Consider the following 26,525-nt stretch of genomic DNA (forward strand, 5'->3'; position numbering starts at 1 on the left):
CTTTTTATCTTTGCTTAAATTGTTGTTGTCTTGCCTTTTTAAGTTGAGAATGATCAACTGGAACTAAGTCTTGCTTAGTAGTTAGGTTAAGAACGTTATTTAAAATTATATATTCCTTTTCATTTTCTTTGTTTGATTTAAGTCCTTGTACTATAACATTATTCCCTTTTTTTACACTTATAAAAGTAGGTTTTTTAAACCAACGATTCTTTCTATAGACGCATTTTATTATTTGTCTGCTTCTTTCAGGTTTAACTATTAAAGTAACAACTAATTTGTGGAATATCCAAAGAATAGTTTTTTCTTCGATTTTTTCAGAAATTACGCTTCCTTGAAATTGAGCCATTCTATCGCCGTATTTTTCAAGATAAGAATCAGTGTAATATTTAGATAGTTTTTCTTTGAAACCCATAATTATATAACTCCTTTAAGTTTACGAATTTACATTTATTATTACTATAAATACATATTATATGATAGATAGTATTATAACATAATATTTAATATATTAAAATACTTTGATATGCTTGCAAAAGCCATAGAATAAGAATTAGACATACATAAATGCTATTTAAAGAACAAAATGTAAAGATTTAAATTATGGACTTATTAAAAGTTATATTCTATAATAAAATATGAAATGAAAATGTTATCTTAGGAGGAAGTATTATGGATAAAAAACAATTAGCAAAAATGATAGACCATACTATTTTAAAACCAGAAGCAACTAAAGAGTCAATAGAAAAGCTTTGCAAGGAAGCTTTAGAATATAATTTTGCTTCAGTTTGTATAAATCCTACTAATGTAGAATTAGCTGCTAACCTTTTAAAAGGAAGCGATGTAAAAGTTTGTACAGTAATAGGTTTCCCTTTAGGAGCAAACACTATGGAAGTTAAGGCTTTTGAAACTAAAGACGCTATAGAAAAAGGTGCAGAAGAAGTTGACATGGTTATAAACATTGGAAGATTAAAAGATAAAGATTATGACTATGTAGAAAAGGATATAAAAGCTGTTGTAGATGCGGCAGGAAAGAAAGCGCTTACAAAGGTTATAATAGAAACTTGTCTTTTAACTGATGAAGAAAAAGTTAAAGCTTGTGAGTTAGCTAAGAAAGCAGGAGCTGATTTTGTTAAAACTTCTACAGGATTTTCAACAGGTGGTGCTACTCCTGAGGATATTAAGCTTATGAGAGAAACAGTAGGAGAAGAAATGGGTGTTAAAGCATCAGGTGGAGTAAGAACTTTAGAAGATGCTGAAGCTGTAATAAAAAATGGTGCAAATAGAATAGGAGCATCAGCTTCTATAGCTATATGTGAAGGAAAAGAATCTAATTCAACATATTAATAAATATTTACTTAAAAAAGCCTATAGAATTTTTCTATAGGCTTTTTTGTCGAAGAAAAAACTAGATAAAAAATTAAAATTTATGGCTAATTTAAAAGTTAGAGAATATTAATATAATAAAGTACTTATAAAGAGGAGGTTGCTCTATTAAAACTATATTAGTTTTATGAGTGGATTTTTATGAAAAGAGAGTTAGCTCCAAAAGAAGTAATTTATAATGAAGATTTTACTCTTAAAAAAGGGCCTTATGGAAAAGAATATGAAGGAGTATTTAAGAAAATTGATGAAGCCTTAAGTATAAATAAAGAGGGATTCAATGTTTATTTAATTGATGAATTTTCTAAAAAAAAATTAGAGGATATAGTTCTTCATATAGAAGAAAAAATGAAACAAAGAAAAAGTCCAAAGGATATTTGTTATGTTACTCTAGAAGATATTAGAAATCCTAAGATTATATTTTTATCAACTGGCATGGGAGAGAAATTAGAAGAATGTTTAGAAGAAGTAAAAAATTTTTACTATGACAATATATATGCCTTTTATAATTCATCAATAAATAAGGAAAAGGAAGATATTTTAAGTGAAATACAAAAAAAGAGAAATGAATACATTGGAGATTTAATAAAACGTGCAAAGGAAGAAGGTTTTGATTTAAAGGCAACTTCCTCAGGTTTTGCCTTTATTCCTTTAGTTGAAGGAGAAGCTATGACAGAGGAAGAATTTGATGATTTAGAAGAAATAAAAAAAGGAAATATTTCAGGAAAAGCTGATAAATTAAAGTTAGAGGCAGAGGATGTATTAGAAGAATTAAAAACTATAGAATTAGATTCAATAGAAAAGCTTAAAAAGATTTTATTAAATTATTTAGAAAAGGAATCTATTTCAATTAAAGAAAAGGTAAAAGACATTTTTAAAAATGAAAAGGATGCTTTAAATTATCTTTTAAATGTTTGTGATAATTTAAAGGAGAATTTAATAGAAAATTACACAATAAATTTTGAGGATGATGAAGAAAGAATAAATGAAATTGTTTCAAAATACTTATGTAATATAATAAAAAATAGCAAAGGACAAGAAGCACCTAAGGTCATTTTTGAAGAGGACCCAAGTTTAAATAATCTTTTAGGAAGTATAGAATATGAAAATCATAATGGAGTTTATTCAACAGATGTAAGATTAATAAAATCAGGTTCTTTACTTGAGGCAAATGAAGGATGTATTATTCTTAGACTAGGCTCTTTAATTAATAATGGAAATAGTTATTACTATTTAAGAAGAGCTTTACTTCATGGAAAGATAAATTATGATTTTAATAGAGGATATTTAGAAGTATTATCTTTAAATGGATTAAACCCAGAGCCTATTCCTATTAAGGTTACTGTTATTTTAATAGGTGATTTTGAGAGCTTTGATATTTTATATAATAATGATGAGGATTTTAAGAAAATATTTAAAATAAGAGCTGAGTTTTCAAATTTAATAGATATAAATAAAAATAATCAGTCCTTAGTTAATTTAATTGAAAAAGTAATAGATAAAAATGATTTGTTGAAAATAGATAATTCGGGTATAAATGCTATAGGAAAGCAACTAGCAAGAAAAGCAGGAAAAAGGAAAAAAATACTTTGGGATGTTGATGAAATAGAAAAGATATTATTTCTAGCAAATGAAAAAGCTAAAAATACTTTTAAGGATTTAATAGATAAAGATATCATAGAGCTTGTTTTAAATGAAGAAAATGAGTTTGAAAAAGAATATTTAGATATGTATGAAGAAAATAAAATACTTTTAAATGTTAAAGATAGAATAATTGGAAGCGTAAATGGTTTATCAGTTATAGATTTTGGTTATATGAGCTTTGGTAAACCAATTAGAATAACTTGTACTTGTTGCAGAGGCGTTGGAAGAATTATGGATGCACAAAGAGAAAGTGATTTAAGTGGAAAAATTCATAATAAATCTTTAAGTATTTTAAGAGGATTTTTAAGCAGTTTTATTAATTCTTATCAAGGATTGCCAGTTGATTTTCAACTTAGCTTTGAGCAGTTATATGGGCAAATTGAAGGGGATAGTGCCTCTGTTGCAGAAGTTGTTGCTATGATTTCTTCTTTAAGCAAAATACCTGTAGACCAAAGCATAGCAGTTACTGGTTCCTTAAATCAATTTGGTCAAGTGCAACCAATAGGTGGAGTAAATGAAAAGATAGAGGGATTTTTTAATGTTTGTAAGAGAATAGATACTTATAAAGGAAAAGGGGTTTTAATACCTGAAAGTAATAAAGATGAAATTATTTTAAAGGGAGAAGTAGAAGAAGCTATAGAAAAAGGAGAGTTTAAAATATATCTGATGAAAGATATAGAAGATGCTTTATATACTCTTTTATTAGAAAGAGATATGGATTTTAAAAATATAGAAGATTCAGTAAGAGAGGAATTTAAAAAGTTTAAAGTTTTAAAAAAATAACTAATACCTTCATGAATGAAATCAATAATTTAGGCCTAAGAAATTTAATTCTTAGGCTTAATTTAATTTAGTATTATTTGACATAAATAATTAAAATATGTTAAAATATGGAAAAGAAGCTATATAGGAGGTGTAACTCTAAGGAGAGTAGGTTATGTGGTTAGATTTTGAAAAGATTGGTAATGTTTTGGTTGTTAGTCTAATTGGAGAATTAGACCATCATAGTGCAGAGGAAGTTAGAGTTAAAATTGATGATAGGATAAGTAGAGAGAATATAAAAAAACTTATACTAGATTTTTCAGGAGTAACTTTTATGGATAGTTCAGGTATTGGTGTTATTATTGGAAGATATAAAAAGATAACTATGCATTCAGGAGAAGTTAACATAATATCAGTAAGTAAAAGTATAAAGAGAGTTTTTGAATTATCTGGAATATTTAAGATAATAAAGTATTACGAAAATTTGGATGAAGCTCTAAAGGCGAGTTAATGGAGGGTTAAATATGGATAATAAAATGAGATTAGAGTTTTTGGCTAAATCTGAAAATGAAGGCTTTGCAAGAGTTAGTGTATCTGCTTTTATAGCTCAATTAGATCCAACTATTGAGGAGCTAACTGATATAAAAACTGCTGTTTCAGAGGCTGTAACTAATGCTATCATTCATGGGTATGAGGGAGATGAAAGTAAGGTAGTTATTATAGAGTCTATTATTTGTGAAGAGGAAATAATAATATCTATTGAAGATAATGGAATAGGAATAGAGAATTTAGAAGAAGCAAGAGAACCCTTATATACATCTAAGCCAGAGTTAGAAAGGTCAGGCATGGGATTTACTGTTATGGAAACATTTATGGATTCTTTAGAAGTTTATAGTGAAAAGGGTAAGGGTACTAAAATAATAATGAAGAAAAAATTAAATACATAGGCAGGTGATAATAAGTCTATGGATATAAGTAGTATTGAGAAAGATAACTTTAATTATGATAAAAATACAACTCTTATAATTATGGCTAAAGAAGGAAATAAGGAAGCAATGAATAAATTAATAGAGGTTAACACTCCTTTAGTTTCTTCTATATGCAAAAGATTTATAAATAGAGGATATGATTATGAAGATATATTTCAAATTGGCTCAATGGGTTTGGTTAAGGCCATAAATAATTTTAATGATGATTTTAATGTTAAATTTTCAACTTATGCAGTACCTATGATTATAGGAGAAATAAAAAGATTTTTAAGAGATGATGGAATTATAAAGGTTAGTAGAAGCACTAAAACCTTAGCAAAAAAACTACATTACAACAAGGAGGAATTAATAAAAAAATTAAATAGAGACCCTACCTTAGAAGAATTAGCAGAATATTCAGGGGTTGACAAGGAAGAAGTCATAGTTGCTTTAGAATCTGCAAATAGTATGCAATATTTATATGATACTATTCACCATGATGAGGGGACTCCTGTTTTGTTGATTGATAAGCTTAGTGAAAAAGGTGAAGATGAGGACATGGTAAATAAAATAGCTTTAAAAGAAGCCATAAGTTCTTTAGATTCAAAAGGAAAGCAAATTATAATGCTTAGATATTTTAAAGATAAAACTCAAATTCAGGTTGCTAAGATGCTTGGAATAAGTCAAGTACAGGTTTCTAGAATAGAGAAAAAGGTACTTAAAATTATGAAGGAAAAATTAGAAGAGGATTGATTATAAATGAAATTTTTAAGAAGTCTTATTTTGTGTGTTTAATCATATGAAATAAGACTTATTTTTTTGTATAGATTAAGCATAAGAACAAATAATATAGATATATTCAAGTAGAAAAGGATGATTAATATGGCTATTTATAAAAATGACAAGAAAATACAAAGTAAATTTAAGAAGCTTGAAGAAGAAATAAGACCAAAACCTAAGCTTTTAAGAAATTGTATTATGGCTTTTATAGTAGGTGGAATAATTTGTGTTGTTGGACAATTTATTAGAAATAGTTTTTTATATTATGGCTTTAGTGAAGAACAGGTAAGTACCTTAACTCCTATGACTATGATTTTTTTAGGAGCTCTTTTAACAGGACTTGGTCTATATGATAAAATAGCTGCTAAGGCTGGAGCTGGAACTATTGTACCTATAACTGGGTTTGCAAATGCAATAGTATCACCAGCTATAGAATTTAAAAAAGAAGGGTTTGTTATGGGTGTTGGAGCAAAGATGTTTACTATTGCAGGACCTGTTTTAGTCTATGGAACTGGAACATCTGTTATAGTTGGAATTATTTATTATTTTTTATTGCATTTTGGAGTAGTGAGGTAAATAAATATGAGTAATGTAAAGAAGGTAGGTTCTCAAACTGTATTTTTAAAGAGTAAGCCTAGAATATTATCAACTTATAGTATAGTAGGTCCTAGAGAAGGGCAGGGACCTTTAAAAAATTATTTTGATAAGATACTAGAAGATGATTGTAATGGCTGCGAAAGTTTTGAGAAGGCAGAAAGTAGCTTAATGATAAATGCTATAGAGGAAGTTTTGAAAAGCAAAAATCTTAAGGATAATGATATAGATTATCTTTTTAGTGGAGATTTATTAAACCAATTAACATCTACAAATTTTGTTGCAAGAGAATTTAAAATTCCTTTCTTTGGTGTTTATGGAGCATGTTCAACAATGGCTGAATCCTTAAGCTTAGCAGCTATGACCATAGATGGAGGCTTTGCAAATTATACAATAGCTTCAACCTCTTCTCATTTTAGTTCTGCTGAAAGGCAGTTTAGATTTCCTCTAGAATATGGTTCCCAAAGAAAGGAGTATTCACAGTGGACAGTAACAGGGTCTGGTGCAATGCTTTTAGGAAGAGAGGGAGATTATCCATATATAACATACATAACTACAGGAATTGTTAAGGATTATGGAATTAAAGATGCTGATAATATGGGAGCGGCTATGGCACCAGCAGCTGTAGATACTATATATAAACATTTTATTGATACAGGAAGAAAACCAGAGGATTATGATGTTATAGCTACAGGAGATTTAGGTTCTGTAGGGAAAAAGTTAGCAGAGGAATTATTAAAGGAATATAACTATGATATTAGCAATGTTTATATAGATTGTGGTGAAGAAATTTTTGATTGTGAAAAACAAGGAACCTTTGCAGGAGGTAGTGGATGTGGATGCTCTGCTGTAGTAGCTTGTGGCTATCTTTATAAGTCTTTAAAAGAAAAAAAATTTAAAAGAGTTTTATTAGTATCTACTGGTGCACTTTTAAGTTCTACATCTTCTTTGCAAGGAGAAAGTATCCCAGGAATAGCTCATGCTGTAGCTATAGAAAATGTTTAGATATATAAATTTTTATTACTTAAATAATTAGGGAGATGATGATTTTGCAAGAATATATAAATGCTTTTTTAGTAGGAGGAATAATATGTGTAATAGGACAAATTTTAATTGATAAAACAAAACTTACTCCAGCTAAAATATTAGTAGCTTTTGTGTCTATAGGAACAATACTTGGTGCTTTAGGAATATATGAAAAGTTAGTTAGTATAGGTGGGGCAGGAGCAACAGTTCCATTGCCAGGTTTTGGTTATGCTTTAGCTAAATCTACTTTGAAGGAAGTTGCAAAAGAAGGGCTTATAGGCGCATTTACAGGAGGATTAAAAGGAGCTTCTGGTGGTATAACAGCAGCAATATTTTTTGGTTATATAATGGCTTTAATATTTAATCCTAAAACTAAATAAATAAGATTAAATTTTTCTTAGGGGGTCAATAATTAAAAAAGAAGAATTTTTAAGGAGATTTTTTCATGAGAAAATTTGAAAAGATTTTAATAAATAGACCCTTAGGATTAATTTGTATATTTACAATAATAGGTGTAATAACTTATTATTTTAGTACTTTAAATTTTATAGGTACAGCTATTTTGCTTGTACCTTTAATTGTTTTTTCTTATATCCTATTAGATTTAGATAATTTTTATATAGCTATTATATTTTTTTTAATTTCAATTTTAAGTTGTAATATTTATTACAATCCAAGTTTTGAAAATAATGAAATTGAAAAAATAAGAATAACTGAAGTTAAGGAGGAGAAAATTTTAGGGAAAATAGATGGCAGAATAGTTTCAATAAAAAATGAAAGTGGACATGAGTTAAATTATGGAGAGAAAATTTATGGGATTTTAAAGTTTAAGAAAGAGAAAGATTTAGAGAAAGGAATTGTAGGAAAGGTTTTTTTAAAAGATGTAATCAAAAAAGAAAAAGACTTAGTATATAAAATAAAAAATATACCTAAAAATTATTATGAAAATTTAAATAAAGAATTTTCTCCTTCTGAAAGTGCACTTTTAAATTCTATATTATGGGGAGATAAAGAAAATTTAAGTTACCAACAAAGAGATTATTTAAGTGATATGGGAGTAATTCATTTAATTTGTATATCAGGTTTTCATATTTCTCTTTTATTTTCTTTAATATATAAAAAGTTTTCTTTGAGTTTATCTTTAATTATCTGCTCAATATACGTTTTGTTAGTTGGAGCTTCTAGTTCATCAATTAGAGCCTTAATTATGATAACTATTTTAAAAGCTTCAAAAAGATTTTTTAAAAATTATGACTCTTTAAGTGCTATATCCTTAAGTGCTGTTATTTTATTAATATATAAACCATATAATTTATTTTCTTTGGGCTTTTTATTGTCTTTTTTAGGAACTTTAGGAATAATATTATTTTATAATGTTTTATTAAAAGCATTTTATATTTTACCTAAAAGATTAAACGAATATTTAAGTTTATCATTATCTGCACAAGCTTTTATATATCCTATTTTGATTATATGTTTTGGAAAATTTTCAATAAACTTTTTGATATCTACATTTTTTATAACACCAATAATAGTAATTTTACTACAAATATTGTTGTTTTCAATTTTAATTGGTGCAAATTTCATAGGTTTTATGGTTTTTTTAATAAACATTATATTTTTAGTATTTAGGGGGATTTTGATATTTTTAAATAAATTTTCTTGGGTTACTCCTTATGCTTCTCCTATTTTTGCTTTTGCATACATGACAATGTTTTTATGTATTTATATGAGTTTTAAAGGGTTTAAGAAGTTTAAGTTAGGAGTTTATTTAGTATGTCCTATTTTAATTTTAAATTTATATGTCTTAGGTTCTAAAATTAAATACATAGAAAATAAATGGAATAAAGCTATTATAATAGAGTCAGGATTTAAGAAAGTTGCTTTAGTAAATAATAATAGTGATTATTTTAAAAAATTAATAATGAAAGATAATTATATAAATGATGTTTTTTATATTAAGGAAGATTTGTCTTTTAAAATTTCTACTAAATATTCTTTAGCTATAGAGGAGGGGTTTAAAAGTGTAACTTTAATGCCAGAGAATAGGGATTATGATATAATTGATTTGATTCAAAGGAAAAGTGCGTATATACTTTAACTTATGTAAATAAGTATCTGGGATTTGAAAGGTTGATATTTTAATGATAGATTTAGAAGGTTTATATGAAAATTTAAAAAAGGGAAAGATAGAAAATAGTTATATACTAGTAGGATTAGATGAACTTTTAATTAAAGAGGGAATTGATAATATAATTAATAATGTCTTAGATGAAAACTTTAAAGAGTTAAATTTAATTAAGTTAGATGGAAATAATTTTACTTTTGATGAATTTATGAATGCTTGTGAAACTTTGCCTTTTATTAGCGAAAGAAAAGTAGTTGTTTTAAGTAGAACTAATATATTTAGAGACAAACAGGATAAGGAAACTGAAAAACTATATAAACAATGTGTAGAGTATTTTGAAAATACACCAAAGCATTGTGTTTTAATAGCTTATACAACCTTAAAAGATAAAAGAGATAGGGTAAGTAGATTGAGTAAACTAAAAAAACTTGAAAAAAGTTGTTGCATAGTTTCTGTGGAAAAATTAAAGGGAGTAAAGCTTCAGCAGAAAGTAAGTAAGATTTTTCAAAAGTATAATAAGGATATAGGAAAAATAGAATTAAAATATTTTTGTGATTCTGTAGAAAATAATTTTGATGTCATAGAAAGAGAAGTTGATAAAATTGTAAATTATGTAGGGGATAGAAAAATAACTAGAAAAGATATAGAATTGTTACTTCCTCCTAGATATGAAGATGATATTTTTGATTTAGTTGAATTAATATCAATAAAAAGAGCAAAACAAGCAATAGATTTAATGGATGAACTTGTAGGAAGAGGGCAAGACCCTATATTTATATTAAGTCAAATAAGAGAACAATTTCAAAAATTACATAGAGTAAAGGTTAGACTTTCTGAAAAATATAACTTACATGAGATAAAAAAGGACTTTTTAGAAAATAGTAAGACTAATTTACCTGATTTTGTTATAGAGAAGTTTGTAAATCAAAGCAAGAAATTCTCTACTGCTCAACTTAATAAATGTATTAAACTTTGTTTATATACTGAGAAAAAGCTTAAAAGCAATTCTAATTTAAATAAAAAAACTGAACTTGAACTTATGATTGTGAGTACTGTAATATAAAAAAATCCAGATTAGAAAATCTAATCTGGATTTTTTTCTTTTAGAAATACTTCTAATAAAAGAAAATGGTGTTAGAAATTCTAACACCCATATAATTAAGCCATAGCGTTTAACTTAGCAGCTAATCTTGATTTCTTTCTAGCAGCCATGTTTTTATGAACTACTCCTTTAGAAGCAGACATATCTAAAGCTCTAGCAGCTTCAACGTATAAAGTTGCAGCTTCTGCTTTGTTCTTAGCTTCAACAGCTACTTCAAACTTCTTTATAGCAGTTTTAAGAGCTGACTTAATCATCTTATTTCTTAAAGTTTTCTTTTCAGTAACTTTTATTCTTTTCTTTGCTGATTTAATATTTGCCATTCTAGTTCACCCCCTTCAACTTTTATAGCGTATCTGCAGTTTTGGGGAATCTGCGTACGAGTTCATTATTAACAAAGGTAATTATAACATCATAAATATATAAGTTCAAGTCTTTTTTCTTCTTTATCGACATAATTATCATTTTTACGGATATTATATATAATATATAAATTTAAATTAAAAAGAGGTGGAAAAATGTATAATGTAAGAACGGATTTAGCCATTGAAAGCAGGGAGATTTATAAGCATAGATATAACAGAGATATTGAAGGTGTTGTTTTTGAAGAAAAAACAGTAGAAGATGATATAAAAATAACAAATGTTGATATATTAAATGAAGAAGGTGCTAAGGCAATGGGAAAACCTATAGGTAGATATGTTACTATAGATATTCCTGAATATACTCATTATGATGGAGGTATTATGGATCAAGTATCTCATGTAGTTGCCTCATCTTTAGAAGAACTTATTAAACTTTCAGAAGAAAGAACAGCCTTAGTAGTAGGGTTAGGAAACTGGAATGTTACACCAGATGCTATTGGGCCTAAGGTTGTAGGTAAATTGATGGTAACTAGGCATTTAAGAAAAGTTATGCCAGATATTATAGATGATTCTGTAAGACCAGTTTGTGCTATAGCACCAGGGGTCTTGGGGATAACTGGAATTGAAACAGGAGAAATTATAAAATCTTTAGTAGAGAGAATAAAGCCAGATTTGGTAATCTGTATAGATGCTTTAGCTTCAAGAAAACTTGAAAGAGTTGCTAGAACAATTCAAATAAGCAATACTGGAATATCACCAGGAGCTGGAGTTGGAAATCATAGGATGAAAATAAATGAAGAAAATTTAGGAATACCTGTAATTGCTATAGGAGTTCCTACTGTTGTAGATGCAGCTACTATTGCAAATGATGCTATGGATTTGGTTTTAGATGAAATGATAAATCAAGCTGAAAATGGAAAAGAGTTTTATGATTTACTAAATAAAATAGATAAAAATGAAAAGGGAGTTCTTATAAAAACTCTTTTAAATCCTTATGTAGGTGATTTAATGGTTACACCAAAGGAAATAGATGACATAATAGAATCTGTTTCAAAGATTATAGCAAATGGTATAAATATTTCATTACAACCTAATATGATTTTAGAGGACATAAATAAATTCTTAAATTAAAGCTTTCTGTAAAAAGCAATTTAAAAATTAATATGAGAAAAATATAAATAGAGTAACATAATAATTAACATACCCTCATATAAATGAAAATATGAGGGAGGGGATAATGTGAGAGGTATTAATAAGAGAGAGATACCTATAGGGATGATTATTCTCTTATCTTTACTTATATTATTTATGTTTAGATTTATGAAAATTGCAGCAAGTAAAGATATGAGAGAAAATTTATCATATATACAACTTTTAAATGCAGGAATGCCTGTTGCAAAGGGAACATATTATGATGAAAATGCTTATTTAGAAAGCAATATTACATTACAGAGTTTAGCTTTAGAAACTTTAAATATAAAACCAATAGAGCCTATGGAAATTGTTATGAAAGAAGTTCCATATTTTGATGCAGTAGAAAAAATTACTTCAATTGATAAGCTTGATTATTCATTAGGTGAGAAAGTAGATTCATTTGATTTAAATAAAGAAAGCATAGATATAGTTTCTAATGAAGAAATTAATAAAAATCAATTAGAGGCAAGTAAAAATAATGAAGTTTATGACCCAACTTTAAAGAAGGAGTTAGACCAATCTAAGCCAGAAGTACTTATATATCATACTCATAATTCAGAAGGATATAGTGAAGAAAGAACTTCAAATAATGAAGAAAATAATGTAGTTGGAGTAGGAACTTTAGTTGCAAAAGAATTACAGGAGAATTATGGAATATCAGTTATACATGATAAAACAAACCATTCAGTTTCTTATGAACAGTCTTATAATAAATCAAGAGAAACTGTGAAAAAATATACTAGTGAATATCCTGATTTTAAGTTAATAATAGATATTCATAGAGATTCTGTTGGAGAACGTAATAAAAAGAATTTAACTGCTAATATAAATGGAGAAAACTTAGCAAAAATTATGTTTGTTACAACTAAAAATAATCAATATTTTAATGAAGCTGAAGCTTTAGCTTATAGATTTATTAATAAAGCTAATGAACTTTTCCCAAATATTTTAAGAATGCAGGAAACCTATAAGTATGATAGGGGAAGAAATGCCTTTAATCAAGACTTTAGTAAGAATTCTATGCTTATTGAAGTTGGTGCAGAGGTTAATACCTCTAAGGAAGCACAGGCTACAGCAAAATATATAGCTAGATTAATAGCAGAGGAATTAAATAGGAAAAAGTGAATAAAATAAAAGAATTTTGAACATCCTTATAGATAGTAGTTCTATGGGGGTGTTTTGTTTTGAAGAAATTTATCATTTATTCTACTCTTTTTATCCTCTTTATATCAATAATATTATGGGGAGTTATAGGAATTAATATTGAAAACACAGAGGCTTTTAATAATAAAGATTATGAGTTAAGTGAAAAGGTAGATTATGAAAAAATAAAAGAAGAAACAGGAATGGATTTAACAATATTTAGTGAAGATAATAGTCCAGTAAAAATATATGAAAACAAAGATGAGTTTTATTTGGTTTTTAAAGAACATACTTTAAATTTAAATAAAAGTTTGTTTGGTAATATTTTAATTGGTACCTTTAATTTAATAAATACCTTAATTTTAAATGTAAATGAGTTTATAGGAAGGTATGTAACAATGTAATTTAAAGAATATTGACAGTTTCCCTTAGCTTTGTGATATAATGTAACTTGACTTATTCTACAATGTGGGGGTGAAAACTGTTCAAAAACTTTTTAAATAGTTTAGAGAGCAGGTTTAGATATGGATAAAAAAAAGTATATAAGAAACTTTTCAATCGTAGCTCATATAGATCATGGTAAATCAACATTAGCGGATAGGCTTTTAGAGAAAACTGGAACATTAACTCAAAGAGAAATGGAACAGCAAGTACTAGATACTATGGAGCTTGAAAAAGAAAGAGGAATAACAATAAAGTCTCAAGCAGCAAGACTTATCTATAAGAGAGAGAACGGCGAAGAATATATATTAAATCTTATAGATACTCCAGGTCATGTAGACTTTACATATGAAGTTTCAAGAAGTTTAGCAGCTTGTGAAGGTGCTATTTTAGTAGTAGATGCTACACAAGGAATACAAGCTCAAACTTTAGCAAATTGTTATCTAGCTTTAGATAATGATTTAGAAATAGTACCTGTTATAAATAAGGTTGATTTAGCAAGTGCTAGACCAGATGAAATAAAGCAGGAAATAGAGGATGTAATAGGAATAGAGGCGGAAGATGCACCTTTAGTATCAGCTAAAACAGGATTAAATATAGAAGATGTTTTAGAAGAAATCGTTGAAAAAATTCCTGCACCAGAAGGAGATGAAAATGCACCTCTTAAAGCTTTAATATTTGACTCATATTATGATAGTTATAAAGGTGTTGTATGTCATATAAGAGTTAAAGATGGTAAAGTTAAACCAGGAACAAAAATTAAATTAATGTCAACAGATAAGGTTTATGAGGTTGTTGAAACAGGAGTGTTTACACCTGCCTTAATGCCCCTAAAAGAAGGATTAAGTGCAGGAGAAGTTGGATATATAACAGCTTCAATAAAAAATGTTAGAGATGCTAGAGTTGGTGATACAATAACTGAAGCAGCTAGACCAACAGCAGAAGCTTTACCAGGATATAAACCAGCAATTCCAATGGTTTATTCAGGTATATACCCAGTTGATGGAGCAAAATATGAGGAGCTAAAAGAAGCTTTAGAAAAACTTCAAATAAATGATGCTGCCTTATCTTTTGAACCTGAAACATCAGTAGCTTTAGGCTTTGGATTTAGATGTGGATTCTTAGGATTATTACATATGGAAATAATCCAAGAAAGAGTTGAAAGGGAATTTAACTTAGACATAATTACAACAGCACCATCAGTTATATATAAAGTAACTAAAACAAATGGAGAGACTTTTGATTTAACAAATCCAACAAATCTTCCACCAATGACAGAAATTGCATATATGGAAGAACCAGTTGTTAAAGCTTCCATAATAACTCCAACAGATTACACTGGTGCGGTAATGGAATTATGCCAAGATAGAAGAGGTAAATTTATAGATATGCAATATCTTGAAGAAACAAGAGTTGTTATACACTATGAAATTCCACTAAATGAAATAGTTTATGACTTCTTTGATACTCTTAAATCAAAGACAAGAGGATATGCTTCATTAGATTATGAATTAAAGGGTTATGAACAATCAAAGCTTGTTAAGTTAGATATTCTATTAAATGGAGATAATGTAGATGCTTTATCTATGATAGTTCCAGAAGTTAAGGCTTATCATAGAGGTAGAGCTATTGCAGAAAAGCTTAAGGAGATAATTCCAAGACACATGTTTGAAGTACCAATTCAAGCAGCAGTAGGTTCAAAGATTATAGCAAGAGAAACTGTTAAGGCTATGAGAAAAGACGTATTAGCTAAGTGTTATGGTGGAGATATCTCAAGAAAGAAAAAACTTCTTGAAAAACAAAAAGAAGGTAAGAAGAGAATGAGACAATTAGGAACAGTTGAAGTTCCTCAAGAGGCATTTATGTCAGTATTAAAGGTTGATTAATTATCTATTAAGCAAGAGTAAATGAAATTTATTTACTCTTGCTTTTTTTTATTGTAAGTTTATTTAAAAATCATAGTATATAAGAAATTTTAGGAAAAAATTTATATTTAAAATATATTTTATTTAGTCATTAAAAGGAAAGATACTCCATATATTTATAGTAAATTAATAAAACTTATGTAGAGGAGTTGAGTTTTTATGATAAAGGCTGAAAAAAGAGATCCTAAAATAAAGAATAGGAAATTTAGAAATAATGGAAGAGCAACTGGTGTTATAAATAGAAAAAATGGAGAGAATATTTGTATAAGTCTTAAAATTTCAGACTTAGATAAATTTTTAGCTAAGTATGGAGAACATAGCAATATAAATGTTTATTTAGAAGGAGAAGAAATAAATACTTCAATTATAGAGGTTCAAAGAGATATATTAATTCATAATGCTATAAATATAAATTTAAGAGAAATTTAAAATAACTATTTTAAGTATTTAAATTTTAAGAAATAAAGTAAAAGTTGTGAGTTTATTCACTCATGACTTTTTTTATTATAATATATAAGAAAGACTTTTTAGTCTAAATGAATTTTGGAGGAAATAAGATATGGAACAAATTTCTTTATATATACATATACCTTTTTGTGCTCAAAAGTGTTTTTATTGTGATTTTCCATCCTTTGCTGGAAAGGATTATTTAAGAAAAGATTATATAGAAGCATTAAAAAAGGAAATAAAAATTTTTAAAGAGAAAAATAAAAATTTTGAGATTGAAACTATATTTATAGGAGGTGGAACTCCTAGTGTTTTAAATTGTGATGAATTAGAAGAGGTTTTAAAAAGTATTAAAGAATTAAATATAGTTTATGATGTTGAATATACTATAGAATGTAATCCTGGCAATTTGACTTATGAGAAGCTTAAAGTTATGAAAAAATATGGAGTAAATAGAATAAGTATGGGACTTCAAGCTAAGCAAGATAATTTATTAAGAAAGATTGGTAGAATACATAATTATGATAGTTTTAAGGAAAACTTTTTAAAAGCTAGAGAGGCTGGCTTTGAAAATATAAATGTAGATTTAATGTTTGGATTACCTAATCAAAGTGTGGAAGATTTTAAGGAAACTTTAAAGGAAGTAGTATCTTTAAATCCTACACATATTTCAGCTTATAGCTTAATAATTGAAGAAGGAACAGCTTTTTATACCTTATATGAAAGGGATAAATTAAATTTACCTAGTGAAGAAGAAGAAAGAGAGATGTATGATTTTTGTAAAAGTTATTTAAAAAGCAAGGGGTTTAATCAATACGAGATTTCTAATTATTCTAAAAAGGGAATGGAGTGTAGACATAATTTAGCTTATTGGGACATGAAAAATTGGATAGGATTAGGTTCATCTTCAGCTTCTTATATTAATGGAAAAAGAATTAAGAATATAAGTAATATAGAAAATTATATAAATTCAATAAATGAAAAGGGAGAAGCTATTGAAGAAATAATAAACAATTCTTTAAAAGATAATATGGAAGAATTTATGTTTATGGGCCTTAGAAAGATTAAAGGAATTAAAGAAAAAGAATTTGAAGAAAGATTTAAAATGAATATAAATTTAGTATATGGTGAAATAATAAATAAGTATATAAATAGAGGGCTTTTAATAAGGGAGAATGGAAGGCTTTATTTAAGTGAAAAGGGCATTGAAGTATCTAATATTATAATGGCTGAATTTCTTTTATAAACATAAAGTAAATTTGTATGTAACTTAAAGAAAATAAAAGAAAATAGAAGAAAGAGTAGAATAAACATTATAAAAATCAAAAATTTGGTTTAAAATGATAAAAAATGGGATTGACAAAAAACTTGTAAGGTAATATATTAATAGTGTACTAGTTAGCACTCGTTGATAGTGAGTGCTAATAAAGAGGTGAGATTAGTGATAGATGATAGAAAGCTTCAAATATTAAGAGCTATAATTCAAGACTATATATCAACAGGAGAACCCGTTGGTTCAAGAACTATCGCTAAAAAATATAATCTTGGAGTAAGTTCAGCCACAATAAGAAATGAAATGGCTGACTTAGAGGATATGGGATTTTTAGAACAGCCTCATACTTCGGCAGGAAGAATTCCATCAAGCAGAGGATATAGATTATATGTAGATAGAATGATTGAATTTGAAAGATTGTCTTCTGAAGAAGAAGGTCTTATTAGAAGTTCAATAATAGATGGTACATTGTATGAAGTTGATAAAATAATCAAGCAAACTAGTGCTCTTCTATCAGAACTTACTAAAATGACTTGTATAGTAAAAGCACCTTCTGTGCATAAAAGTTTTGTTAAGTCTATACAACTTTTGAAGGTTGATGATTTAAGTATTTTATGTGTATTAGTAACAGATAGTGGTGTTATAAGAAATACAGTTATAAAAGTAAGGAGCGTACCTATATCTGAAGAACTTATTAAAATTAGTAAGATAATAACTGAAAGGCTTAAAAACCTTACTATTGAGCAAATAAACTTAGAGGTTATAAGTAACTTAAATAAAGCTTTAAGTGGATATGAAGATATAGTAAATGCTGTGTTACCAGCTCTTTATGAAAGCTTAAAGGGTGATGAAACATCTGAGGTATTCTTAGAGGGAGCAATTAATATATTAAATTATCCAGAATATAATAATATTCATAAAGCTAAGGAAATTTTAGAATTTTTACATGATAAGAAAAGTATTTCAGAACTTATAAGTGATAGTGAAGATATGACTGTAAAAATAGGAGATGAAATTTTTGTCCCAGAGGCTAAGGAATGTTCCATTATATCAGCTGGTTATCATGTAGGAGATAGATCTTTAGGTACAATAGCTTTAATAGGGCCTAGAAGAATAAATTATTCTAAGGTTTTAGCAATCATGACTGAGGTTATGAAAGAATTAAATGAAACCTTAAAAAATAAGTAGTAAATAAAGAGAAGAGGTGTAACTGCTTTATGGTGGATGATAAAGATTTTAACGAAGAGTTAAAGGATGATAATATCAAAGAGGAATTAGACAAAGAAACAAAGGCTGAAAATCCTAATATTGATGAAGAGGTAGAAGAAGTTTCAGAAGATATTAAGGCTGATGAAAAAGTTATAGATTTTGAAGAATTAAAGGCTTTAAAGGAAGAAAATAATATGTTTAAAAATAAAACAAAGAAACTAGAAAATGAATTAGAGGCCTTAAAAGATAGATTATTAAGAATATCTGCAGAGTATGAAAACTACAGAAAAAGAACAGATAAAGAAAAAGAAAGAATATATACTGATGCTTGTGAAGATGTTTTAGTAAAAATGCTTCCAGTTTTAGATAACTTAGAAAGAGCCTTAGATGTAGATGGAACTGTTGAGGACCTTAAAAAAGGTGTTGAAATGACAGTAAGACAATTTGAAGATGCTTTAGATAAACTTCAAGTTGAAGAAATATCTACAGAAAATGGTTTTGACCCAGAATTACATCAAGCTATGATGGTTGTAGAAAAAGAAGGAGCAAAACCAAATGAAGTAGCCCAAGTATTCCAAAAGGGATATAAAAGAGGGGATAAAGTCATAAGACATTCTATGGTAACTGTAACTAAATAATTAATTAGAATTTGACAAATTATATATAGATATTTATAGAGGAGGAATTTTCAATGAGTAAAATAATAGGTATAGATTTAGGAACAACAAATTCATGTGTAGCTGTTATGGAAGGTGGAGAACCAGTAGTTATCACTAACTCAGAAGGTGCAAGAACAACTCCATCAGTAGTTTCATTCCAAGCAAATGGAGAGAGATTAGTAGGTCAAGTTGCTAAAAGACAAGCAATTACAAACCCAGATAGAACAATAATGTCAATAAAAAGACACATGGGAACTGACTACAAAGTTAATATAGATGGAAAAGATTATACACCACAAGAAATATCAGCAATGATACTTCAAAAATTAAAAGCTGATGCTGAAGCATATTTAGGAGAAAAAGTAACAGAAGCTGTTATCACAGTTCCAGCTTACTTCAATGATGCTGAAAGACAAGCAACTAAAGATGCTGGTAGAATAGCTGGTTTAGATGTTAAGAGAATAATAAACGAACCAACAGCTGCATCATTAGCTTATGGATTAGATAAAATGGATAATGCACACAAAATCTTAGTATATGACCTAGGTGGTGGTACTTTCGACGTATCTATCTTAGATTTAGGTGATGGAGTATTCGAAGTTGTATCAACAAATGGTGATGCTAGATTAGGTGGAGACGACTTTGACCAAAGAATTATAGATTATATAGCAGATGAGTTTAAAGCTCAAAATGGAATAGATTTAAGACAAGATAAAATGGCTCTTCAAAGATTAAAAGAAGCAGCAGAAAAAGCTAAAATTGAGTTATCATCATCAACTCAAACATTAATAAACTTACCATTTATAACTGCTGATGCAACTGGTCCAAAACACATAGATATGACATTAACAAGAGCTAAATTCAATGAATTAACTCATGACTTAGTTGAAAGAACAATAAACATAATGAAAGAAGCTTTAAAATCAGGTAACGTTTCATTAAATGACATAGATAAAGTAATCTTAGTTGGTGGATCAACAAGAATACCTGCAGTTCAAGAAGCTGTTAAAAACTTCACTGGAAAAGAGCCTTCAAAAGGAGTTAACCCAGATGAGTGTGTAGCAATGGGTGCTGCAATACAAGCTGGTGTTTTAACTGGTGATGTTAAAGACGTATTATTACTAGATGTTACTCCATTAACATTAGGAATCGAAACTTTAGGAGGAGTTGCAACTCCATTAATCGAAAGAAATACAACTATCCCTGCAAGAAAGAGTCAAATATTCTCAACTGCAGCAGATAATCAAACTTCAGTTGAAATTCATGTAGTACAAGGTGAAAGACAAATGGCTGCTGATAACAAAACTTTAGGTAGATTTACTCTATCAGGAATTGCTCCAGCTCCAAGAGGAATCCCTCAAATCGAAGTTACTTTCGATATAGATGCAAATGGTATAGTTAAAGTTTCTGCAACAGATAAAGCTACTGGAAAAGAAGCTAACATAACAATCACAGCTTCAACTAACTTAAGTGATGCTGAAATTGATAAGGCTGTAAAAGAAGCTGAACAATTTGCTGAAGAAGATAAGAAGAGAAAAGAAGCTATAGAAGTTAAAAACAATGCTGAACAAACTGTTTATCAAACAGAAAAAACTTTAAATGAGCTTGGAGATAAAGTTTCAGCTGAAGAAAAATCAGAAATAGAAGCTAAAATAGAAGCTGTTAAGAAAGTTAAAGATGGCGAAGATATAGAAGCTATAAAGAAAGCTATGGAAGAATTAACTCAAGCATTCTATAAAGTATCAGAAAAATTATATCAACAAAATGGTGGAGCACAAGGTCAAGGCTTTGACCCAAACAACATGGGTGGAGCTAATGCATCAAACGGAAACAATGATGACAATGTTGTAGATGCTGACTTTGAAGTTCAAGATGATAAATAATAATTAAAACTATCACAAGACTTAAAGCTTTGATATAATAATAAAGTAATCAATAGAGGGAAGGCTCAAGATAGTCTTCCCTTTTTATAAGTAAACTTATAGGTGGTGAAAGATAGTGGCTAAAAAAGATTATTATGAAGTGCTTGGACTTAAAAAAGGTGCTTCAGATGATGAGATAAAAAGAGCTTTTAGAAAAATGGCTATGAAATATCATCCAGATAGAAATCCTGGAGATAAAGAAGCAGAGGAAAATTTTAAAGAAGTAAATGAAGCTTATGATGTTTTAAAGGACCCAGAAAAGAAGGCTAAATATGATCAATTCGGTCATGCTGCTTTTGATGGAAGTGGTGGCTTTGGCGGTGGCGGTTTTGACGCTGGTGGCTTTGATTTCTCTGAAATGGGTGGCTTTGGAGATATTTTTGAATCTTTCTTTGGCGGTGGCTTTGGTGGAGGTTCTTCAAGAAGAAAAAATGCTCCACAAAGAGGTGCTGATTTAGAATATAGTTTAAATATAACTTTTGAAGAAGCTGTTTTTGGTTGTGAAAAAGAAATATCAATTACTAGAACAGAAAACTGTGAAACTTGTCATGGAACAGGAGCTAAGCCTGGTACTTCTCCTAAGACTTGTCCAAAATGTAATGGTTCAGGACAAATAAGAGTACAAAGACAAACTCCATTAGGAAGTTTTGTATCTACAACAACTTGTGACCAATGTGGTGGAACAGGAAAAATAATTGAAGAACCATGTCCAGATTGTAAGGGTAAAGGAACTGTTAGGAAGCATAGAAAGATAACAGTTAAGATACCAGCTGGTGTAGATACTGGAAACATAATACCATTAAGAGGACAAGGGGAACAAGGAGCTAATAACGGCCCTGCTGGAGATTTATATATAAGAGTAAATGTAGCACCTTCTAAGATATTTAGAAGAGAAGGTTCTGATATTTACTATGACTATAGAATAAGTATGGCTAAAGCAGCTTTAGGAGCTGAAATTACTGTGCCTACAGTAGATGGCAATGTTAAATATAAAGTACCTGCAGGTACTCAACCTGGAACTAAGTTTAGATTAAAAGGAAAAGGAGTTCCTTTTGTTAATGGTGGTGGAAGAGGAAATCAATATGTTCATATGATAGTTGAAGTTCCAAAACACTTAAATAAAGAACAAGAGGAAGCTTTAAAAGAATTTATGAGAGCTTCTGGGGAAAATATAGATAGCACAGAAGAGAAAGATGAAGGATTTTTCTCAAAATTTAAAAAGAAAAAATAATAAATTTTAAATACTCTAGTTAATATATAACTAGAGTATTTTTTTATTTTATTTACAAAAATAAGTTATTATGATACACTACAGATAGTATTAGTGTATTAATATAATAATACACTATAGTTAAGGGGTGATTTTTTGTTAGAAGTAAAATGCGTTAAGAAAAAATTTAAAAGAAAAATAGTTTTGAAAGATGTTTCTTTTAAAGCTAGAAAAGGAGAGATAACAGCTCTAGTAGGTTTAAATGGAGAAGGAAAGTCAACTTTATTAAAAATAATAATGGATATTGTTAAAAAAGATTCTGGGAAAGTTTTATTAGATGGAGAGGAGGTAAATTATAAAACTTATGAAAAATTAGCTTTTGTTCCAGATGTAATAAATACTTATGGAAATATGACCATAAAGGATGCCTTTGAGTATATGGAAAATATTTATGAAAGATGGGATAAAGAAAAAGCGTATTCTATGTTAAATGATTTTAAGTTAAAGGATGAATTAAAAATAAATACTCTTTCTAAGGGAAATATTGCAAGGGTAAAACTTATTTTAGGCTTTGCTAGAAATCCAGAGTACTTACTTTTAGATGAGCCTTTTTCAGGAATAGATATTTTTACTAGGGAGAAGTTTATTGCATCTTTAATAGGATATATAGATGATAACATATGTATTTTACTTACAACTCATGAATTAAAAGAAGTTGAAAATATAATTGATAAAGTTATTTATTTAAGTGATGGAATAGTTAAGAGTGAGTTTTATGTTGAAGAGGAAAAAGAAAGAGAGGGAATTTCTATGGTAGAAAAAATAAGGGAGGTATATGAAAGTGAAGAAAGGGAATCTTAAAAAATCATTTTATCTTTTAAATTTAGAAATATTAAGAGATTTAAAAATAACTTTAGGCTCTTCTTTAGGAATTATGGCACTTAGTATTTTGTATTTTATATATAATTTAAATAAAAATTTAAATATATATTTAGAAAAAACAGAGGGAATAGGTGCTATACAAATATTTTCTCCTTTTGGCAGTTTTGGAGATTTTTTTAATCAAGCAAGTAGTAAGCTTTTAATTTTATTAATATTACTTTCTTTTTGTTTATATTGTATGTATTTGTGGATTGGAGAGTTTAAAGGAGAAAATAAAAGTGCATATACTCTTTTAACTTTGCCTATACCTAAAAAGTATATACTTTCATATAAGTTTTTATCAGCCTCATTTTATTATTTAGCTTTAGTATTTTTTCAATTATTAGGAGTAGTTATAGATTATATTATATTTAATTTTATGGTGCCTCATGATGCAATAGTTAAGGAAGGGTTTTTAGATATAATAAATAAAACTATAAATATCTTTTATGGACTTATACCAAATAGTTTTACTAATATAATAACTCAATTATTATTTTTCATAGCAATGATACTTTTAACTTTTCTTTTTATATTATTAGAAAGAAGTTTTGGAATAAAGGGAGGTATATTAGGTATTATAATTGGAATTTCATTTTTAATAATTTCTCTTTTCCTACCACAATATTTAAGTTTATTTAGATTTGAAACTTTTCTTTGGTTTACAATAATAGCTATTTTATATAATTTAATAGGATTTTTTGGTTCTAAATATTTACTTGAAAGAAAGGTTCATGTATAGGAGAGGTGAAAGTTATGAAAAAAAGAATTCCTTTAATTTTATCAATTGTATTTTTTATCACTTTTTTAAGTGTTGTTTCAATATATATTTATATTAATTCTTCTTCTATAGATTTTAAAACTGTTTATGGAGATAAAAGTAATCTTGGAAATTTTGAGATAGTCTTATTTAAAGATAAGGATATATATGAAGAAGATATTGTTATTAACTCTAAATCAACTAAAAATTTAAATACCATAAATGAAAGGTATTATAATGGAATAGATGTTTTAAAAGATAAAAAATTCTTTAGAGGAATATATCCAACAAATAATACATTTTTTGAAAATGATGAAGTTATGGTTAATGTTAATGTGAAATATGATTCTGTTGTACCTAAATTAGAGGTTAGACTTAAGGATAAAAAAGAAAATATTTATGAGTTCTTTGAAGTTAAAACAGAGGAGTTTATAAAAACAAGTAATATAGATAAGGTTTCTTATAAAGAGGGAAAAATAAATATAATATTTAATGGTAGTAATGGTCTTATATTTGGAGAAATTCCTTTAAATGAAAAGGAGTTAAACTTAGTAGGAAATTTAAATTTAGGAGATAAATTAAATATAAATAAAGAAGACTTTAATGTTATTTTAGTAGAGAATGAGTTTGCTTCTTTAGAAAAACATGATTTAAATAAAGCTTATTATAGAGTAAATAGAATTGTTACAGATATTAATGAAGTTAATTATATAGATGGTACTATTGTTGAAGTAAATTCAGATACTAGAGAATTTAATGTTTATAATGTAGATGAAAAGACTTTAAAAGACTTTAATAACTTTGAAGGTGAAGGAGATATTATAGGAGATGTTTTTAAAGCTTATGGTAAAATATATTTAACTAAAACTTGTAATAATAAAACATCAGCTATAGTATTTGATACTGAAAAAAAAGATTTTGTTTTATATAAGGATATTGTAGAAAATGAAAGGTTAGAAAGGTTAGGAGTAAATATTAGTTCTATTGGAACTTTTATAATTGATAAAGATAAGCTTATAATAAATTTTATAGATTATAATGAGAAGGAGCAGAAAAATTCTAGATATATAGCTGTTATAGATATACCTAGTAAGAATCCGATTTATATAGGAGAAATAGTAACAGGATATTTAGGTAGTATTGAAATAATAGGTGGTAATTAAAAATGTTTTTTGAAGTAAATGATAGGGAGCCGATTTATCTACAAATAATAAGACATGTGAAGGAATCAATAGTCAGAAAAAGTTTAAGACCAGGAGAGCAGATACCTTCTAGGAGGGAGCTTGCTGAAATGTTAAAGGTTAATCCAAATACAGTACAAAGAGCTTATAGAGATATGGAAAATATGGGGCTTATAGATACTGTAAGAAATAAACAAAGTACAATAACAACTAATGAAGAAATATTAAAAAATATTAGAAAAGAACTTTTAGATGATTCCTTAGATACATTTATTAAAAATATGAAGGCTATAAATTTAACTAAGGAAGAAGTTTTAGAAATTATTAAAGATAGATATTAAATAAGATTAAGTTTAAAGGTTATGTCAATAATAGACTATAGCCTTTAATTTTTTTATATGGGATAATAAACATAAATATTTATTTTTGAAAAGATTAACAAAGTATATAAATATAATAAGGATTATAACCTAGACAGATAATACACTAAAGTGTAAAATAAATTATTAGTCAAAGTAGCATAAGAAAGGATTGATACATAAATGGAAGGAACTTGGATTGAAGTTAAAGTTATAACTAAAAGTGAGGCCTTAGAACCTATATCAGGAATATTTTACGGATTAGATTGTAAAGGGGTCGCTATAGAGGATCCAAATGATATATTAGGAAGAGAACAAGGACCTTTAACTTGGGACTTTGCAGATATAAATATATTAGAACATAAGGGGAAGGTTGCTGTTGTTAAGGGATATTTCTCAGAAGAAGATAATATTGATGAAGTAATAGCTTATGTTAAGGAAAAAGTTAAGGAATTAAAAGAATCAGGATTAGATGTTGGCGAAGGAACAGTTGAAGCAGAAAAAATGTTTGAAGAAGACTGGGCTAACAATTGGAAAAAGTATTATAAGCCAATAAAAATTGGAGATAAGATAGTTATAAAACCAATATGGGAAGAGTATGAACCAAGGGAAGAAGAAATGGTAATAGAGTTAGACCCAGGTATGGCTTTTGGTACTGGAGACCATGAAACTACAAGAATGTGTGTTCAAGCTTTAGATAAATATGTTAAAGAAGATACTACTGTATTTGATATTGGAACAGGTTCAGGAATACTTGCTTTAGTGGCTTCTAAGCTTGGTGCAAAACAGGTTATAGGAGTTGATTTAGACCCAGTTGCTGTAGACTCAGCTAAAGAAAATATATCTTTTAATAATGTTGATAACATAGAAGTATTATACGGAAATCTTTTAGATGTTGTAGAAGGAAAAGCTGATATAGTTGTTGCAAATATTATAGCTGAAATAATCTGTATATTAGTAGAAGATGTTAAAAAAGCATTAAATAAAGATGGTATTTTTATAACTTCAGGTATAATACATGAAAGAAGACAAATGGTCATTGATAAATTAGAAAAAGAAGGTTTTGAAGTTATTGAAGTTAATAAAGATGGAGAATGGAACTGTATTGTTGCTAAGTTAAAATAATTTAGTAAGG

General features: G+C 27.7%; 27 protein-coding genes. 25 read left to right on the forward strand and 2 right to left on the reverse strand.

All coding sequences use genetic code 11. The features are described from left to right. Positions 1 to 4 precede the first annotated feature (4 nt). Entirely contained in the window at positions 5 to 412 is a 408-nt protein-coding gene (locus tag AC4FQV_RS00860; protein WP_491139350.1) for a hypothetical protein, read from the reverse strand. A 257-nt stretch (positions 413 to 669) separates the two neighbouring features. On the opposite strand from AC4FQV_RS00860, the gene deoC reads away from it, so the two are divergent. The 10 genes from deoC to holA all read left to right on the forward strand — a co-directional run bounded on the left by deoC (position 670) and on the right by holA (position 10,345). Continuing rightward, complete coding sequence (gene deoC / locus AC4FQV_RS00865; RefSeq protein ID WP_491139349.1) at positions 670 to 1,344, forward strand: deoxyribose-phosphate aldolase; 675 nt, start codon at positions 670 to 672, stop codon at positions 1,342 to 1,344. A gap of 180 nt (positions 1,345 to 1,524) precedes the next feature. Continuing rightward, positions 1,525 to 3,807 carry an AAA family ATPase gene (locus tag AC4FQV_RS00870; RefSeq protein WP_491163840.1) on the forward strand — a complete coding sequence of 761 codons (2,283 nt, stop codon included), beginning with the start codon at positions 1,525 to 1,527 and terminating at the stop codon, positions 3,805 to 3,807. Between the two features lie 154 nt (positions 3,808 to 3,961). After that, a complete protein-coding gene (gene spoIIAA / locus AC4FQV_RS00875) occupies positions 3,962 to 4,297 on the forward strand; it encodes an anti-sigma F factor antagonist (RefSeq protein WP_491139347.1) in 336 nt (111 codons plus the stop codon). Positions 4,298 to 4,310: 13 nt separating this feature from the next. Beyond that, positions 4,311 to 4,733: an anti-sigma F factor gene (spoIIAB, locus tag AC4FQV_RS00880; RefSeq protein ID WP_491139346.1), complete on the forward strand. Its 423-nt coding sequence runs from the start codon at positions 4,311 to 4,313 to the stop codon at positions 4,731 to 4,733. Between the two features lie 18 nt (positions 4,734 to 4,751). Continuing rightward, the gene (gene sigF, locus AC4FQV_RS00885; RefSeq protein WP_491139345.1) at positions 4,752 to 5,507 is read left to right on the forward strand and encodes an RNA polymerase sporulation sigma factor SigF; all 756 of its coding nucleotides are present in this window, start codon (positions 4,752 to 4,754) and stop codon (positions 5,505 to 5,507) included. Between the two features lie 135 nt (positions 5,508 to 5,642). After that, complete coding sequence (gene spoVAC, locus AC4FQV_RS00890; RefSeq protein WP_491139530.1) at positions 5,643 to 6,110, forward strand: stage V sporulation protein AC; 468 nt, start codon at positions 5,643 to 5,645, stop codon at positions 6,108 to 6,110. A 6-nt stretch (positions 6,111 to 6,116) separates the two neighbouring features. After that, positions 6,117 to 7,133: a stage V sporulation protein AD gene (gene spoVAD / locus AC4FQV_RS00895; protein ID WP_491163844.1), complete on the forward strand. Its 1,017-nt coding sequence runs from the start codon at positions 6,117 to 6,119 to the stop codon at positions 7,131 to 7,133. A gap of 35 nt (positions 7,134 to 7,168) precedes the next feature. Continuing rightward, positions 7,169 to 7,534 carry a stage V sporulation protein AE gene (gene spoVAE / locus AC4FQV_RS00900; protein WP_491163849.1) on the forward strand — a complete coding sequence of 122 codons (366 nt, stop codon included), beginning with the start codon at positions 7,169 to 7,171 and terminating at the stop codon, positions 7,532 to 7,534. Positions 7,535 to 7,599: 65 nt separating this feature from the next. Further along, positions 7,600 to 9,255 carry a ComEC/Rec2 family competence protein gene (locus AC4FQV_RS00905; RefSeq protein WP_491163852.1) on the forward strand — a complete coding sequence of 552 codons (1,656 nt, stop codon included), beginning with the start codon at positions 7,600 to 7,602 and terminating at the stop codon, positions 9,253 to 9,255. A 43-nt stretch (positions 9,256 to 9,298) separates the two neighbouring features. Continuing rightward, a complete protein-coding gene (gene holA, locus AC4FQV_RS00910; protein ID WP_491163855.1) occupies positions 9,299 to 10,345 on the forward strand; it encodes a DNA polymerase III subunit delta in 1,047 nt (348 codons plus the stop codon). A gap of 95 nt (positions 10,346 to 10,440) precedes the next feature. Here the strand turns inward: holA and rpsT are convergent, their stop codons facing one another. After that, on the reverse strand, positions 10,441 to 10,704 hold the full coding sequence (rpsT, locus tag AC4FQV_RS00915) for a 30S ribosomal protein S20 (protein WP_491139340.1): 264 nt from the start codon (positions 10,702 to 10,704) through the stop codon (positions 10,441 to 10,443). 195 nt (positions 10,705 to 10,899) lie between these two features. On the opposite strand from rpsT, the gene gpr reads away from it, so the two are divergent. From gpr to prmA, 15 genes are all read left to right on the forward strand, one after another. Further along, positions 10,900 to 11,877, forward strand: coding sequence for a GPR endopeptidase (gpr, locus tag AC4FQV_RS00920; RefSeq protein ID WP_491139339.1), 978 nt, complete (start codon positions 10,900 to 10,902; stop codon positions 11,875 to 11,877). Between the two features lie 108 nt (positions 11,878 to 11,985). Continuing rightward, the gene (locus AC4FQV_RS00925; RefSeq protein ID WP_491163857.1) at positions 11,986 to 13,065 is read left to right on the forward strand and encodes a stage II sporulation protein P; all 1,080 of its coding nucleotides are present in this window, start codon (positions 11,986 to 11,988) and stop codon (positions 13,063 to 13,065) included. Positions 13,066 to 13,124: 59 nt separating this feature from the next. Continuing rightward, positions 13,125 to 13,487 (forward strand): sporulation-related protein NgaS, encoded by a 363-nt coding sequence (locus AC4FQV_RS00930; RefSeq protein WP_491163859.1) that lies wholly within the window; start codon positions 13,125 to 13,127, stop codon positions 13,485 to 13,487. A gap of 120 nt (positions 13,488 to 13,607) precedes the next feature. Beyond that, complete coding sequence (gene lepA / locus AC4FQV_RS00935) at positions 13,608 to 15,410, forward strand: translation elongation factor 4 (RefSeq protein ID WP_491139336.1); 1,803 nt, start codon at positions 13,608 to 13,610, stop codon at positions 15,408 to 15,410. 198 nt (positions 15,411 to 15,608) lie between these two features. Next, positions 15,609 to 15,878, forward strand: coding sequence for a hypothetical protein (locus AC4FQV_RS00940; protein WP_491163863.1), 270 nt, complete (start codon positions 15,609 to 15,611; stop codon positions 15,876 to 15,878). 130 nt (positions 15,879 to 16,008) lie between these two features. Next, positions 16,009 to 17,142: a radical SAM family heme chaperone HemW gene (gene hemW / locus AC4FQV_RS00945; protein ID WP_491163866.1), complete on the forward strand. Its 1,134-nt coding sequence runs from the start codon at positions 16,009 to 16,011 to the stop codon at positions 17,140 to 17,142. A gap of 195 nt (positions 17,143 to 17,337) precedes the next feature. Next, entirely contained in the window at positions 17,338 to 18,357 is a 1,020-nt protein-coding gene (hrcA, locus tag AC4FQV_RS00950) for a heat-inducible transcriptional repressor HrcA (RefSeq protein ID WP_491139333.1), read from the forward strand. 29 nt (positions 18,358 to 18,386) lie between these two features. Then, positions 18,387 to 19,016: a nucleotide exchange factor GrpE gene (gene grpE, locus AC4FQV_RS00955; protein WP_491163868.1), complete on the forward strand. Its 630-nt coding sequence runs from the start codon at positions 18,387 to 18,389 to the stop codon at positions 19,014 to 19,016. Between the two features lie 53 nt (positions 19,017 to 19,069). After that, on the forward strand, positions 19,070 to 20,920 hold the full coding sequence (dnaK, locus tag AC4FQV_RS00960; RefSeq protein ID WP_491139331.1) for a molecular chaperone DnaK: 1,851 nt from the start codon (positions 19,070 to 19,072) through the stop codon (positions 20,918 to 20,920). Positions 20,921 to 21,035: 115 nt separating this feature from the next. Beyond that, entirely contained in the window at positions 21,036 to 22,190 is a 1,155-nt protein-coding gene (dnaJ, locus tag AC4FQV_RS00965; RefSeq protein WP_491139330.1) for a molecular chaperone DnaJ, read from the forward strand. 135 nt (positions 22,191 to 22,325) lie between these two features. After that, positions 22,326 to 23,030 carry an ATP-binding cassette domain-containing protein gene (locus tag AC4FQV_RS00970; protein ID WP_491163872.1) on the forward strand — a complete coding sequence of 235 codons (705 nt, stop codon included), beginning with the start codon at positions 22,326 to 22,328 and terminating at the stop codon, positions 23,028 to 23,030. Then, positions 23,005 to 23,832, forward strand: a complete 828-nt coding sequence (locus AC4FQV_RS00975) for a hypothetical protein (RefSeq protein WP_491139328.1) — start codon at positions 23,005 to 23,007, stop codon at positions 23,830 to 23,832. Before AC4FQV_RS00970 ends, AC4FQV_RS00975 begins: the two co-directional genes overlap by 26 nt. Positions 23,833 to 23,846: 14 nt before the next feature. Next, positions 23,847 to 25,013, forward strand: a complete 1,167-nt coding sequence (locus tag AC4FQV_RS00980) for a hypothetical protein (protein WP_491163874.1) — start codon at positions 23,847 to 23,849, stop codon at positions 25,011 to 25,013. A gap of 2 nt (positions 25,014 to 25,015) precedes the next feature. Then, on the forward strand, positions 25,016 to 25,372 hold the full coding sequence (locus tag AC4FQV_RS00985; RefSeq protein ID WP_491139326.1) for a GntR family transcriptional regulator: 357 nt from the start codon (positions 25,016 to 25,018) through the stop codon (positions 25,370 to 25,372). Positions 25,373 to 25,573: 201 nt separating this feature from the next. Continuing rightward, positions 25,574 to 26,515, forward strand: a complete 942-nt coding sequence (prmA, locus tag AC4FQV_RS00990) for a 50S ribosomal protein L11 methyltransferase (protein WP_491163877.1) — start codon at positions 25,574 to 25,576, stop codon at positions 26,513 to 26,515. The last annotated feature ends 10 nt before the right edge of the window (positions 26,516 to 26,525 follow it).

It is taken from the genome of Clostridium sp. TJA038, assembly GCF_058310255.1.

Coding starts and splice junctions, on each gene's coding strand:
- AC4FQV_RS00860 (WP_491139350.1), bottom strand. CDS start 412: ATGGGTTTCAAAGAAAAACTATCTAAATATTACACTGATTCTTATCTT.
- deoC (WP_491139349.1), top strand. CDS start 670: ATGGATAAAAAACAATTAGCAAAAATGATAGACCATACTATTTTAAAA.
- AC4FQV_RS00870 (WP_491163840.1), top strand. CDS start 1,525: ATGAAAAGAGAGTTAGCTCCAAAAGAAGTAATTTATAATGAAGATTTT.
- spoIIAA (WP_491139347.1), top strand. CDS start 3,962: ATGTGGTTAGATTTTGAAAAGATTGGTAATGTTTTGGTTGTTAGTCTA.
- spoIIAB (WP_491139346.1), top strand. CDS start 4,311: ATGGATAATAAAATGAGATTAGAGTTTTTGGCTAAATCTGAAAATGAA.
- sigF (WP_491139345.1), top strand. CDS start 4,752: ATGGATATAAGTAGTATTGAGAAAGATAACTTTAATTATGATAAAAAT.
- spoVAD (WP_491163844.1), top strand. CDS start 6,117: ATGAGTAATGTAAAGAAGGTAGGTTCTCAAACTGTATTTTTAAAGAGT.
- spoVAE (WP_491163849.1), top strand. CDS start 7,169: ATGATGATTTTGCAAGAATATATAAATGCTTTTTTAGTAGGAGGAATA.
- AC4FQV_RS00905 (WP_491163852.1), top strand. CDS start 7,600: ATGAGAAAATTTGAAAAGATTTTAATAAATAGACCCTTAGGATTAATT.
- holA (WP_491163855.1), top strand. CDS start 9,299: ATGATAGATTTAGAAGGTTTATATGAAAATTTAAAAAAGGGAAAGATA.
- rpsT (WP_491139340.1), bottom strand. CDS start 10,704: ATGGCAAATATTAAATCAGCAAAGAAAAGAATAAAAGTTACTGAAAAG.
- gpr (WP_491139339.1), top strand. CDS start 10,900: ATGTATAATGTAAGAACGGATTTAGCCATTGAAAGCAGGGAGATTTAT.
- lepA (WP_491139336.1), top strand. CDS start 13,608: ATGGATAAAAAAAAGTATATAAGAAACTTTTCAATCGTAGCTCATATA.
- AC4FQV_RS00940 (WP_491163863.1), top strand. CDS start 15,609: ATGATAAAGGCTGAAAAAAGAGATCCTAAAATAAAGAATAGGAAATTT.
- hemW (WP_491163866.1), top strand. CDS start 16,009: ATGGAACAAATTTCTTTATATATACATATACCTTTTTGTGCTCAAAAG.
- grpE (WP_491163868.1), top strand. CDS start 18,387: ATGGTGGATGATAAAGATTTTAACGAAGAGTTAAAGGATGATAATATC.
- dnaK (WP_491139331.1), top strand. CDS start 19,070: ATGAGTAAAATAATAGGTATAGATTTAGGAACAACAAATTCATGTGTA.
- AC4FQV_RS00975 (WP_491139328.1), top strand. CDS start 23,005: ATGAAAGTGAAGAAAGGGAATCTTAAAAAATCATTTTATCTTTTAAAT.
- AC4FQV_RS00980 (WP_491163874.1), top strand. CDS start 23,847: ATGAAAAAAAGAATTCCTTTAATTTTATCAATTGTATTTTTTATCACT.
- AC4FQV_RS00985 (WP_491139326.1), top strand. CDS start 25,016: ATGTTTTTTGAAGTAAATGATAGGGAGCCGATTTATCTACAAATAATA.
- prmA (WP_491163877.1), top strand. CDS start 25,574: ATGGAAGGAACTTGGATTGAAGTTAAAGTTATAACTAAAAGTGAGGCC.